Origin of the sequence: Azospirillum sp. CT11-132, assembly GCF_047302835.1 — a bacterium.
GTDB lineage: Bacteria > Pseudomonadota > Alphaproteobacteria > Azospirillales > Azospirillaceae > Azospirillum.
In genome coordinates, this window is record NZ_JBGLZA010000003.1 from 1,282,553 (window position 1) to 1,294,983 (window position 12,431).

Genomic DNA, 12,431 nt, shown 5'->3' on the forward strand with positions numbered 1-12,431 from the left:
GAAGCGGGGCGGACCTCCGCCCCGTTCCCTCAGCGCTGCATCATCGCGCTTTCCTTGCCGCAGAGGAAGAACACCTTGGAATAGACCTTCAGCAGCGCGTCGGTCAGCGCCTGCACCTCGGGACTGCCCATGGCACGCGGCTTGGCGGGATCGACATGCAGGACGCAGCTGTCCTTGACGTCGTTGAAGGCGGCCAACGCGTGGATGCGGTCGGGGCGGAACTCGTCGGGGAAATTCTCGTCCATCAGCCAGAAGCACTGGAAGTTCCGGCAGGATTGCGGCCGCTCCTCGTAGATCGAGCAGCCCTTGCCCTGGTCGCAGGACGCGCACCATTTGGCGGCGGGCTTCTTCAACTCGGGCACGCCCATCAGCTTGCAGCAGAGGGTGCATTCACCGCAGGTGCGGTCGGACATCACGGAAACTCCAAATAACAACGGCTCGCAGCGGCTTTACGCCGGTGCTGGCAGGGCGATGTGCTCGTCCTCGGCGGCCAGCAGCCGCTCGACCGCCTCCGGCAGGGCCGGACGGGCGAAGTGGTAGCCCTGGGCGTATTGGCACAGACCGCGCAGATACACCGCTTCGTCCGCCGTTTCCACCCCTTCCGCCACGCAATCCAGCCGCAAAATGGTGGCAAGGCCGGCGATGACCTGGACGATGGCGGCGTTGCCCTCCCCCGTCGACACCGCACGGACGAAGCTGCGGTCGATCTTCAGCACGTCGACCGGCAGCTTGTGCAGATAGGCCAGCGAGGAATAGCCGGTGCCGAAATCGTCGATCGACAGGCGGACATCCATGTCGCGCAGGCTCTGCATCAGCATCCGGCATTCGTCGGGATCCTGGACCAGCAGACTTTCGGTCAGTTCCAGTTTCAGGCTGGACGGCGGGATCGGCACCTCGTCCAGCAGGTCGCGCACGGCACCGACGATGTCGTCGTCGCGGAACTGGCGGGTGGAGACGTTGACGCTCATGAACAGCGGCACGGGCCGCGGGAAACGCGCCTGCCACGCCGCAAGCTGCCGAACCGCTTCGCCCAGCGCCCAGCGCCCCATCGGCGCGATCAGGCCGGTTTCCTCGGCCAGCGGGATGAACTCGGCGGGAGAGACCAGACCGCGGTCGGGGTGGTTCCAACGCATCAGCGCCTCGAAGCCGGCGATGGCGCCGGTCTCCAGCAGTACGATCGGCTGGTAATGCAGGCAAAGCTGACCCTGCTCCAAGGCCGCGCGCAGGTCGGCCTCCATCTGCATCGCGGCCATCGCCTGCCGGCGCAGGTTGGCATCGAACACGTCGATGCGCGCGCGCCCGCCGCTCTTGGCCCGGTACATGGCGAGGCTGGCGTCGCGCAGCATGTCCTCCGCCCGGTCATAGCCGGTCTGGCTCAGCGCCACGCCGATGGAGGCGGTCAGCACGATGTCGCGCCCCTCCTCCAGCGTGACCGGCCGCGAGATGGATCGGGCCATCCGCTCCGCCGCCTCCAGCGCGTCGCCGGCATCGTCCAGTTCGTCCACCAGAACGGCGAACTCGTCTGCCGACAGCCGGGCCAGCGTGTCGCCGACGCGGCGGCTGGCGTCGAGACGTCTGGCGATGATGCGCAGCACGCGGTCGCCGGCGCTGGTGCCGAGCGCGTCGTTGATCGCCTTGAAGCGGTCCAGGTCGATGATGATGGTGGCGAAGGGCCGGGCGCCGGCGCGCCGGTTGCGGTCCAGCGCCTGCCCGATGCGGTCCAACAGAAGCGTGCGGTTGGGCAGTCCGGTCATGCTGTCATGGACGGCGTTGAACAGGATCTGCTGTTCGGCCTTCTTGCGCGCGGTGATGTCGGTCATCGAGCCGGCCATGCGGACGGCACAGCCCTTCTCGTTCCGGACGGCCAATCCGCGCACCAGCATCCACAACTCCAGCCCGGCCTTGTCGCGGATGCGGAATTCATGCTGGAGATGAGGGCGTTCGCCGGTCAGATGCAGGTTGAGCGCGGTGCGCAGCCCGTCCAGGTCGCCGGGCGTGACCCGCTGGAACCATTCGTCGATGGAGCCGGCGATCTCCGCCTCCTCGAAGCCCAGCATCGCCTTCCAGCGCGGCGAGTAATAGACCTCGCCGCTGTCGATGTGCCAGTCCCACAGCCCGTCGGCGGCCCCGGCGGCGGCAAGGGCATAGCGCTCCTCGCTCTGGCGCAAGCGCTGTTCGGCGGTCTTGCGGTCGGTCACGTCGGCCTGGCTGCCGACCAGCCGGGTCGGCCTGCCGTCGGCGTCCAGCACGGCGATGCCGCGGCAGGCCATCCAGCGGATGGCTCCGGCGGCGTTGCGCATGCGGTATTCGACCTGGAAGGCCGCTTCCGATTCGGCCCCTACCTCTACACCTGCCGCTGCCCCGCCGAGTGCCGCCATCGCGTCGGTCAGGATCGCCCGGTCGGCCGGAAGGATGCGGCCCAGCCATTCCTGCGGGTTGTCGGTCAGCTCGCCCGGCGACAGCCCCAGCAGCGACGCCCAGCGCGGCGAGAAATAGACGCGGTCGGTGACCAGATCCCAGTCATAGAGCCCGTCGTTGCTGGCCGCGGCGGCGAGCGCATAGCGTTCCTCGCTGCGACGCAGTTCCTTTTCGGCATGCTTGCGGTCGGTGATGTCGGCAACCGATCCCACCAGCCGGATCGGCTCCCCCGAATCGTCCATCACCGCCATGCCGCGACAGACCAGCCAGCGCCAATGCGGCTTCGCGGCGGTGGAGTCGACACGGCGGACGCGGTGTTCGATCTGGAAAGGAACGGACAGACCGACCATCTGCGCCTCGAAGGACGCATGCAGCCAGTCGACGTCCTCCGGGTGGACCAGCGACAGCCAGTCGTTCGGCCGGTTGGAGCCGCGGCTTGAATCGCCCGGCGGCAGCCCGAGAAACTCCTTGAAGCGGGGGGAGAGGTACAGCGTGTCGCTGCGCAGGTCCCAATCCCAGACGCCCTCGGTTCCGGCCTTTTCCGCCAGCAGATATCGGTCGATGTTGGTGTTCAAGACCCCTCGTCGGACCAGTCGGCGGTCAGCGATTGGTGGGGCCTCCCACCGTTGAGCCTCCGATGCTAGGGGCATTTTGGTGAAGAAACCATAAATGCATGCGATGGGCCGGCCAACTTGGTTGCCAAGGGTTCCATCTGCGAAATCTTTTCCTATATTAGGATAGCTCGCCACCTCATCCGGGACCGGCACCGATGGATTGGTCCGATCAGGGAATCGTTCTGTCCGCCCGCCCCCAGGGGGAAGGGTCCGCCGTCGCGACTCTGCTGACGCGCGAGCACGGCCGCCATGCCGGCATGGTGATGGGCGGCCGGTCGGCGCGCCAGCGCGGCACGCTGGAGCCGGGGACGCTGGTCCACGCCCGCTGGCGCGGCCGACTGCCAGAGCATCTCGGCCATTTCACGCTGGAGCCGGTGAAGGGCTATGCCGCCAACTTCTTCGACGACGCGCAGGCTCTGGCCGCGCTGATCAGCGCCTGCGCGCTGGTCGAGGCCGCCCTGCCGGAGCGGGAGGCGCACCCTGCCCTGTTCGACGGGCTGCTCGCCCTGTTCGACCTGCTCGACAACCCGGCCTGGGCCGAGAGCTATGTGCGGTGGGAGATCGGGTTGCTGACGGAGCTTGGATTCGGCCTCGACCTCGACCGTTGCGCGGTGTCGGGGGCCAACGACTATCTTGCCTATGTCAGCCCGCGCACCGGCCGCGCGGTGACCGCGTCGGTGGGCGAGCCCTATCGCGACCGGCTGCTTCCCCTGCCGGATTTCCTTGCCGGGCGCGGCGGCGGCGGACCGGTGGCCGTGGCCGACGGGCTGCGGCTGACCGCCCATTTCCTGGAACGCCACGTGCTGAACGGGCCGCTGCCGCCCGCGCGTGAGCGCTTGAGAGAACGTTACGCGAACGCGGTAGCGCGTTCCGCCTGAAACTGCTAGACCCCATCATCATGAAGCCGCAAAACCCCGCCTCCGAGATTCTGGAAAAGCCGCTGGCCGACGCGCTCGGCGAGCGGTATCTCAGCTACGCGCTGTCCACCATCATGTCCCGCTCGCTGCCCGACGTGCGCGACGGGCTGAAGCCGGTGCACAGGCGGCTGCTGTTCGCCATGAGCCAGCTCCGGCTGGAACCGACGACGCCGCCGAAGAAGTCGGCCCGCGTCGTCGGCGATGTGATCGGTAAGTTCCATCCGCACGGCGACACCTCCGTCTATGACGCGCTGGTGCGTCTGGCACAGGACTTCTCCGTCCGTTATCCGCTGGTCGACGGCCAGGGCAATTTCGGCAACATCGACGGCGATAACGCCGCGGCGATGCGGTACACCGAAGCCCGCCTGACCGAGGTCGCCAAGGCCCTGCTGGAGGGCATCGACGAGGACGCGGTCGATTTCCGCCCGACCTATGACGGCGACGGCGAGGAGCCGGCGGTTCTGCCCGCCAACTTCCCCAACCTGTTGGCCAACGGGTCGAGCGGCATCGCCGTCGGCATGGCCACCAACATCCCGCCGCACAATGTCGGCGAGATCTGCGACGCGCTGCGCCACCTCATCAAGCACCGCGACGCCTCGATCGAGACGCTGGTCAACTTCATGCCCGGCCCCGATTTCCCCACCGGCGGCGTGCTGGTCGAGTCGCGGCAGAATGTGATCGAAGCCTACCGCACCGGCCGCGGCGCCTTCCGCCTGCGCGCCCGCTGGGAGGTGGAGAAGCTGGGCCAGGGCACCTGGCAGATCGTCGTCACCGAGGTGCCCTATCAGGTACAGAAGGCCCGGCTGGTCGAGAAGATCGCCGAACTTCTGCTGGCCAAGAAGCTGATCCTGCTGGAGGACGTCCGCGACGAATCGGCGGAGGACGTCCGCCTCGTCCTGGTGCCGAAGAGCCGGAACGTGGATCCCGAGGTCCTGATGGCCTCGCTGTTCCAGGCGACCGACCTGGAAATCCGCTTCTCGATGAACATGAACGTGCTGGGTGCGGATCATGTGCCGCGGGTGATGAACCTGCGCGAGGTGCTGCAGGCCTTCCTCGACCACCGGCACGAGGTGCTGGTCCGCCGGTCCAACCACCGGCTGAGGCAGATCGACCACCGGCTGGAGGTTCTCGGCGGCTATCTCGCCGCGTATCTGAACCTGGACGAGGTCATCCGCATCATCCGCGAGGAGGACGAGCCCAAGCAGGAGCTGATCCGCGCCTTCACCCTGACCGACATCCAGGCCGACGCCATCCTCAACATGCGTTTGCGCAATTTGCGCAAGCTGGAGGAGATGGAGATCCGGCGCGAGCATGACGCCCTGACCAAGGAAAAGAACGGCCTGCTGGAGCTGCTGGGCGACGAAGCCCTGCGGTGGAAGCGGATCGCCGAGGGTGTCGCCGAGATCAAGAAGAAGTTCGGCACGGGCGCGCTCGGCAAGCGGCGCACCGACGTGGCCGATGCACCCGCCGTGATCGAGGTGCCGCTGGACGCGCTGGTGGAGCGCGAGCCGGTGACCGTCATCTGCTCCGCCAAGGGCTGGATCCGCACGGTGCGCGGCCATCTGACCGACGCCGAAGCGGAGGATGTGAAGTACAAGGACGGTGATTCGCGCGGCTTCATCGAACGGTGCGAGACGACCGACAAGCTTCTGGTCTTCGCCAGCAACGGCAAGTTCTTCACCATCGGCGTCGACAAGCTGCCGCGTGGCCGCGGCTTCGGCGAGCCGGTTCGGCTGATGATCGACCTCGGCAACGACGTCGACATCGTCGACCTTTTCCGCCACCAGCCCGGCCGCACCCTGATGGTGGTGTCGGAGGATGGCCGCGGCTTCCGCGTCGAGGAGGCGGAGGTGCTGGCCCAGACCCGCGCCGGCAAACAGGTGCTGAACCTGGAGGACGGCAAGTCGGCCCGCATCTGCCATCCGGTGACCGGCGACACCGTCGCCATCATCGGCAACAACCGCAAGATGCTGGTCTTCCCGCTGGAACAGGTGCCGGTGATGACCCGCGGCAAGGGCGTCCAGCTTCAGAAGTACAAGGACGCCAGCGTCGCCGACGTGAAGACCTTCACGCTGGCCGAGGGCCTGAGCTGGAAGAACGGCGAGCGCAACTTCAACGTCACCGACCTGACCGGCTGGATCGGCGACCGCGCCGGCCAGGGCAAGATGCCGCCGAACGGCTTCCCGAAGAACAACCGGTTCATGTGAGGTCGGGTGGTTGATGGGTGGGGAGGTTAGACCCCCACCTAACCTCCCCCGCTGGGCGGGGGAGGGACTGCCGCCACTCTCCCGCATCAGCACTTGTCCCCTCCCCCGCCCAGCGGGGGAGGGTTGGGGTGGGGGCAATTACTTCGCCGGCGCCGTGACCGTCGCCGACAGCGGCACGCGGCGTTCGACCAGGGCCGAGGTTACCTCCTTGGCCTTCACCGGCTCCATGGCGGCCAGGATCGGGGCGGTCTTCTGTTCCTTCATCTTCTGGATGACGCCCAGCAGCACCGGCATGTCGAGTTCCTCGAAGATGCGGGCCGCTTCCTTCGGCTTCATCGTCTCGTAGATCTTCACCAGGCTTTCCAGCTGGGCCGACTGCTTTTCGTCGCCCTGGGCCATCAGCTTCTGGATGTCGGCCTTGGTCTTCTCCATCTCCGCCACCTTCTGCTCGATCCGCTTCTCGGCGGCGGCCAGCAGAGCTTCGCGCTGTTCCATCTCCTTGGTGCGACGCTCGATCTCGGCGCGGCGCTCGGCGAAATGCTGCAGCAGCTCCTGGTTGTCGATGGGGCCGAGCGGCGCCAGCGGCGCGTTGGCGACCGGAGCATTGGCCGGGCCGCTCGCCCCGCCGGGCGCCGGCGGCGCGTCCTTGCCGGCCGGCTTCGTCGTGGCAGAGGGCATCTGAGTGGGCGGCGTCGCCGGGGTCGAGCTTTGCGGCCCCTGGGCGAGGGTGACCGGGAAGTCCGGCAGGCGGGCGTCGTGGGTGGCGAGGCGCCACAGGTCGCCGACGCGCACACCCAGCATCATCACCGCGACGAAGATGGTCAGCGGCAGCAGGCGGAAACGGAAATTGCGCGCTCTGGCGCGCAGCCGCTCGGTCAGCGGAACGCGGGGCGTCGCCGGCTTGCGCGCCTTGGCCTTCGCCTTGCCCTTCTTCGCCGAAGCCTTGGCCGGGACCTTGCCGGTTGCGGGACGCACCGCCGGCAGTTGCGCCTGCTGGGCGGCCAGCGTGGGCGAGGTGCGGACGCCCGTCGGGGCAGCTCCGGCCGGGCGGATCACGACCTTGGGTTCGCCGCCCGCCGACGCGGGCTTGCCGTCACTGGTGCGCATGGTCATCCAAGCCCCTTGCCGGCATTCTCGATCGCCTGCAGCAGTTCACGTTCGGCCCTGGACAGGCTCTCGCCATCCCGGGTGATGGGGTCGCGCGCCTCGGCCGGCGGTTCGGCACGCGCGGCGGCGCGGCGCGGCGGCGCATCCAGCCGGGCCGGCGGCGGGGCGTGGTCGTCATGGTCGTGGTCGTGGTCGTCCTCGACCGGCAGGCTGCGCAGGGCCGGACGCGGCGCCACCAGCGGCGCCTTGGCAGGAGCGCGCGACGCCAGCGCCGGGGCCACCGCGGTGGAGCGGCCACCATCACGCCCGCTGTCGCGCCGGCCGACATCGCGGCCACCATCGCGGTCACCGACATTGCCCAGCCGGTTGGCCAGCGCGTCGGCCGCCTCGATCATGAACTCCAACTCGTCGCGCAGGGTCTGCGCCTTGTTCACCGTGCGCTGAAGGTCCTCGCCGGTGTCGCTGGCCGCCTTCTTCAGCGTGCGCACACCGGTCTCCGCCCGCGCCATCGCGTCGTTCAGGCCCTGGATCAGTTCGGCCATCTCGCCGCGGCTCTCGCGCAGCGCGATGATCTGCCGGTTCAGGATGATCGCGTAGGCGATGGTCGCGGCCAGCAGGCCGACCATCACGACGTCGATGATGATGGAGACCAGCGGACTCATAGCCTCATGACCTCCTGCTTGGGCAGTTCCTTTTCCAGGCGGACGGCGATGTGCCCGCCCTTGCGCCCCATCCGCCCCTGGAACATCGACACGTCGCCACAGCGCAACTCGATCGCTCCGTCTGGGGTGGCGTTCAGCAGGATGCGGGTGCCGACGCGCCAGTTCAGCACGTCGTGCAGGGTCATCGTCACCTCGTCGAGCACGGCCGACAGATCGACGTCCGTCACCATCAGTTCCGAGGCCAAGTGGGTTTCCCAGATCGAGTCACGGCCGAACTTCTCGCCCATGAACATCTGGAGCAGCAGCTCACGCACCGGCTCCAGCGTCGCGTAGGGGATCATCAGCTCCAGCCGGCCGCCGCGATCCTCCATGTCGATGCGCAGCTTGACCAGCACCGCCGCGTTGGCCGGCCGCGCGATGGTGGCGAAGCGCGGGTTGGTCTCCAACCGATCGAAGCGGAAGGTGACGGGCGACAGCGGATCGAACGCGGCGGACAGGTCGGACAGCACAACATGGACCATGCGTTCCACGAGGTTGCGTTCGATGGTGGTGTAGGGACGGCCTTCGATGCGCATCGCCGCCGTGCCGCGCCGGCCGCCCAGCAGCACGTCGACGATGGAATAGATCAGGGCGGAATCGACGACCATCAGGCCGTAATTGTCCCACTCCTCCGCCTTGAACACCGACAACATCGCCGGCAGCGGGATGGAGTTCAGGTAATCGCCAAAACGGACCGAGGAAATCTGGTCGAGGCTGACCTCGACGTTGTCGGAGGTGAAGTTGCGCAGGCTGGTGGACATCATGCGGACGAGGCGGTCGAAGACCACCTCCAGCATGGGCAGGCGTTCGTAGTTGACCAGCGCCGAGTTGACCAGCGCCATGATGCCGGAGTTGTCGCCGTCGCCGGCGCCACCCTGGTCGAAGCCCAGCAGGCTGTCGATCTCGTCCTGGTTCAGGACGCGCGTCGAACCGCCGCCGCCCATGTCGCCGACATCGCCGCTGTCCTCGGCCAATGCCGCCCATTCCGCGGCAAGCCGTTCCTCTTCGCTCAGTTCACCGGTGTCGCTCATCGGCCCTTATCCCCAGCTGACCGGGCCCTCACTGGACCAGCATTTCCTTGAACAGCACGTCCTTCACCTTCACCGGGTACGCGGCGGCGGTGATGCGCAGAAGCAGTTCCTGGCGCAGCCGGTACATGCCGGCCGATCCGCGCAAGTCTTCCAACCGCAGTTCGCGCAGGTAGACCTGGAAATTGTCGATGATGCGCGGCAGCACATGCTCCACCGCACCGACATCCTCCGGCTTCGACAGCTGGATGGAGATCTTGATCTTCAGGAAGGCCGGACGCTTGTTGCCGGTGTTCAGGTTCACCAGCATGTCCGGCAGATCGTAGAAAATCGGTGCCGCATGCGGGTCGGCCTTGCCGGGCTCCGCCCCATGCTCGCCCTCCGCGGCGGCGGCATGCTCCCCCTCCTCCGCCGGCTTTTCCTTCCCCAGCAGCCCGTCGAGCAGACCGGAGAAATAGACGCCGGCACCGGCGCCGATCAGCAGGACCAGGGGAAGAACGACGAACAGGACCAGCTTCTTGCCGCTGAATTTCTTCCGCGGCAGGCCGTCGGTCGAAAGTTCGCCGGCGTCGGTTTCGGCAGCCATGACATCCTGGGATCGTTCGAGGTGCGCAACGGCTCAGGCTTTCAACGCCTGACTAGGTCAAAGCTACTTTTGGGATAGTTAATAACTCCTTTCGAGTGGGGAATGGACCGCCCCGGACGGGCAGGTTTCCCCCCTCTGTCACCATTTCGGCACGGTTCTTGATTGGGTCTGCCCGGCACTCCGCGTCCGGAGTCCGACCGCGACCGCCCGCAATCCCCTTGGGACCGGCAGGGCCGTGGTCAATCGCCCTGCCGCACACCTTGTGTGGCGGGAACGGGAGAGTCTTGCCCGGTCCAACCCGGCAAGGAACGCCCCTACCCCGGCAGATTCTGCCCGGCACCCCCTGCCCCGTGCGGCGGGAACGCCCCCGCCTTGCCCGGACTCTGCGGATTTACAGCGCTTCCCGAAGTTGGCACGCCGCCTGCAATACCCCTTTCGCCGGTCGGACGCTGTCGCCCGATCCGTTCGCAAGGTGAAGAGGCCGCAAGATGGAAAATTCGATCTACGTCGCCCTGTCGCGCCAGATGGCGCTGCAACGCCAGCTGGACGTGACGTCGAACAACATCGCGAACATGAACACGACCGGCTACAAGAACCAGCGGATGATGTTCACCGAATTCCTGGAAAAGCCCGGCCTGCACGAGAAGGTCAGCTTCGTCCAGGACCGCGCGGTGGTGCGTGATCTCGCCAACGGCGCCATGACCCAGACCGGCAACCCGCTGGATCTGGCGCTGACCGGCCAGGGATACTTCACCGTCGATACCGCCAGCGGCCCGCGCTACACCCGCGCCGGCAATTTCCGCCTGAACGATCAGCGCCAGCTGGTGGATGCCGGCGGCCTGCCCGTCCTGGCCAACAACGGCCAGCCCATCACCATCCCGGCCGGCACCGGCGACGTGAAGGTCAGCGGCGACGGCACCGTCGCCACCGAGTTGGGCCCGGTCGGCAAGCTGAACATCGTCACCTTCAAGAACGAGCAACTGATGACCGAGGTCGGCAACGGCCTGTATGTCAGCGACGAGCAGCCGGAGCCGGCCCCGGCCGAGACGAAAGTGGCACAGGGTTTGCTTGAAGGTTCGAACGTGAAGCCCGTGGTCGAGATGACGCAGATGATCGAAATCCAGCGTCAGTACATGTCCGCCCAGCGGGTGATCGAGAACGAACACGAACGTATCCGCACGATGATCCAGCGTCTGGGCCGGACGGCCTGAACCAGACCGACGACGAGAGGAGAAGACCACAATGCGCAGCCTCGCCATCGGCGCCACCGGCATGATCGCCCAGCAACTCAACGTCGAGACGATCTCCAACAACATCGCCAACTCGACCACCACCGGCTACAAGAAGCAGCGGGCCGAGTTCCAGGACCTGCTGTACCAGAATTTCCGCCGCATCGGCTCGACCTCGTCGGATGCCGGCACCGTGGTGCCGACCGGCGTGCAGGTGGGTGCCGGCGTGCGCGTCGCCGCGGTGGCCCGCGTGCTGGAACAGGGCAACCTGAACATCACCGACAACAAGCTGGATGTCGCGATCAACGGGTCGGGCTACTTCCAGGTGACGCTGCCCAGCGGCGACACCGCCTATACCCGTGCCGGCAACTTCAAGCTGTCGCCGGAAGGCATGATCGTCACCGCCGACGGCTATCCGGTCCAGCCGAACATCACCATCCCGACCGACGCCGTCGACATCTCGATCAACTCGTCGGGCGAGGTGCTTGTGAAGCTGGACGGCCAGACCGCCACCCAGAATGTCGGCCAGCTCCAGCTCGCCACCTTCGCCAACGCGGCCGGCCTCGAAGCCACCGGCGACAACCTGTTCCTGGAGTCCGGCGCGTCGGGCCAGTCGGTGACCGGCAACCCCGGCGCCCCCGGCTTCGGCCGCGTCACCCAGGGCGCGCTGGAGACCTCCAACGTCAATGTGGTGCAGGAGATTACGACCCTGATCACCGCCCAGCGCGCCTACGAGATGAATTCCAAGGTCATCAAGACCACCGACGAAATGATGCAGCAGGCCAGCCAGATGAAGTAACGGCGCCACCGCCGCTTCGCTTCAGCCTTCACATCGGGAACCACCGCCATGATCCGCCAGCTCGCCAACCGTCGCCTCCCCGCCCTGATCCTCGGCGCCGCCCTGCTGACCCTTCCGGTCGTGGCGCAGGCCGCCACGGTCGCTGCGGTTCCGGCTGCGGGCATGGCGGCACCGGCGCCGGATGTGGTCTATGGCATGCCGCATGTCGAGGCGGTTCTGTCCGACGCGCTGTCGCGGGTCATCACCGCCGGCCGGCTGCAGATGGAGCTGGACAACCGCGCGGTCGAACTGCGCGCGCCCCAGGGCGCCGGCGGGCTGGCGGTGGAGAACCTCTATTACAGCCCGGTCCAGGGCCGCTTCGCCGCCGAGATCGTGGTGACCGGCAGCCAGGTGCGCCTGCCGGTTTCGGGCCGCGCCTTCGGCGTGGTGCAGATCCCGGTGCTGTCGCGCCGCGTCCTGCCCGGCGACATCATCGGCCCGGGCGACGTCGACTGGCAGGACATGCGCGCCGACCAGACCACCAGCGACACCGCCGCCACCGACGCCCAGCTGATCGGCATGACCCCGAAGCGCGGCGTGTCCACCAACCAGCCCGTCCGCCTGCGCGACCTGCAATCGCCGCGCATGGTCGACAAGGGCGCCATGGTCACCATCACCCTGCAGACGCCGTCCATGACGCTGACCACCCAGGGCAAAGCCCTGCAGGACGGCGGGAAGGGCGAGGTCATCCGCGTCGTGAACACCCAATCCAACCGCATCGTCGAAGCGACGGTCGCAGGTCCCAACGTCGTCGCCGTGGCAAAGCCCGGCACCATCGCGCAGTAA

11 protein-coding genes are annotated in these 12,431 nt (G+C 67.3%); 5 read left to right on the forward strand and 6 right to left on the reverse strand.

Translation table 11 applies throughout. The annotated features are described in order from the left end of the window. Positions 1–29: 29 nt before the first annotated feature. Positions 30–413 carry a hypothetical protein gene (locus ACCD06_RS11785; protein WP_109073775.1) on the reverse strand — a complete coding sequence of 128 codons (384 nt, stop codon included), beginning with the start codon at positions 411–413 and terminating at the stop codon, positions 30–32. 36 nt (positions 414–449) lie between these two features. Beyond that, positions 450–2,993 (reverse strand): GGDEF and EAL domain-containing protein, encoded by a 2,544-nt coding sequence (locus tag ACCD06_RS11790; protein ID WP_109073776.1) that lies wholly within the window; start codon positions 2,991–2,993, stop codon positions 450–452. A gap of 194 nt (positions 2,994–3,187) precedes the next feature. Here ACCD06_RS11790 and recO point away from each other — a divergent pair, with 194 nt between their 5' ends. Together recO and parC are read left to right on the forward strand one after the other, a co-directional pair. After that, a complete protein-coding gene (recO, locus tag ACCD06_RS11795; protein WP_413340825.1) occupies positions 3,188–3,910 on the forward strand; it encodes a DNA repair protein RecO in 723 nt (240 codons plus the stop codon). Positions 3,911–3,930: 20 nt separating this feature from the next. Then, a complete protein-coding gene (parC, locus tag ACCD06_RS11800; RefSeq protein ID WP_413340827.1) occupies positions 3,931–6,156 on the forward strand; it encodes a DNA topoisomerase IV subunit A in 2,226 nt (741 codons plus the stop codon). 138 nt (positions 6,157–6,294) lie between these two features. Here the strand turns inward: parC and ACCD06_RS11805 are convergent, their stop codons facing one another. The 4 genes from ACCD06_RS11805 to ACCD06_RS11820 are packed head-to-tail and all read right to left on the reverse strand — an operon-like array spanning position 6,295 to position 9,578. Then, the gene (locus ACCD06_RS11805) at positions 6,295–7,269 is read right to left on the reverse strand and encodes a MotE family protein (protein WP_413340829.1); all 975 of its coding nucleotides are present in this window, start codon (positions 7,267–7,269) and stop codon (positions 6,295–6,297) included. Further along, positions 7,266–7,925 carry a DUF6468 domain-containing protein gene (locus tag ACCD06_RS11810; RefSeq protein WP_413340831.1) on the reverse strand — a complete coding sequence of 220 codons (660 nt, stop codon included), beginning with the start codon at positions 7,923–7,925 and terminating at the stop codon, positions 7,266–7,268. The genes ACCD06_RS11805 and ACCD06_RS11810 overlap by 4 nt, the downstream gene beginning before the upstream one ends. Then, positions 7,922–8,995 carry a flagellar motor switch protein FliM gene (gene fliM / locus ACCD06_RS11815; RefSeq protein WP_085089732.1) on the reverse strand — a complete coding sequence of 358 codons (1,074 nt, stop codon included), beginning with the start codon at positions 8,993–8,995 and terminating at the stop codon, positions 7,922–7,924. The genes ACCD06_RS11810 and fliM overlap by 4 nt, the downstream gene beginning before the upstream one ends. 28 nt (positions 8,996–9,023) lie before the next feature. Beyond that, positions 9,024–9,578: a flagellar basal body-associated FliL family protein gene (locus ACCD06_RS11820; protein ID WP_413340834.1), complete on the reverse strand. Its 555-nt coding sequence runs from the start codon at positions 9,576–9,578 to the stop codon at positions 9,024–9,026. A 488-nt stretch (positions 9,579–10,066) separates the two neighbouring features. On the opposite strand from ACCD06_RS11820, the gene flgF reads away from it, so the two are divergent. Genes flgF through flgA form a run of 3 tightly spaced genes read left to right on the forward strand, consistent with a single transcriptional unit; the run spans position 10,067 to position 12,431 of the window. Then, positions 10,067–10,789 (forward strand): flagellar basal-body rod protein FlgF, encoded by a 723-nt coding sequence (gene flgF, locus ACCD06_RS11825; protein WP_109073782.1) that lies wholly within the window; start codon positions 10,067–10,069, stop codon positions 10,787–10,789. Positions 10,790–10,820: 31 nt separating this feature from the next. Next, complete coding sequence (gene flgG / locus ACCD06_RS11830; protein ID WP_085089735.1) at positions 10,821–11,606, forward strand: flagellar basal-body rod protein FlgG; 786 nt, start codon at positions 10,821–10,823, stop codon at positions 11,604–11,606. A 48-nt stretch (positions 11,607–11,654) separates the two neighbouring features. Then, positions 11,655–12,431: a flagellar basal body P-ring formation chaperone FlgA gene (gene flgA / locus ACCD06_RS11835; RefSeq protein ID WP_413340837.1), complete on the forward strand. Its 777-nt coding sequence runs from the start codon at positions 11,655–11,657 to the stop codon at positions 12,429–12,431.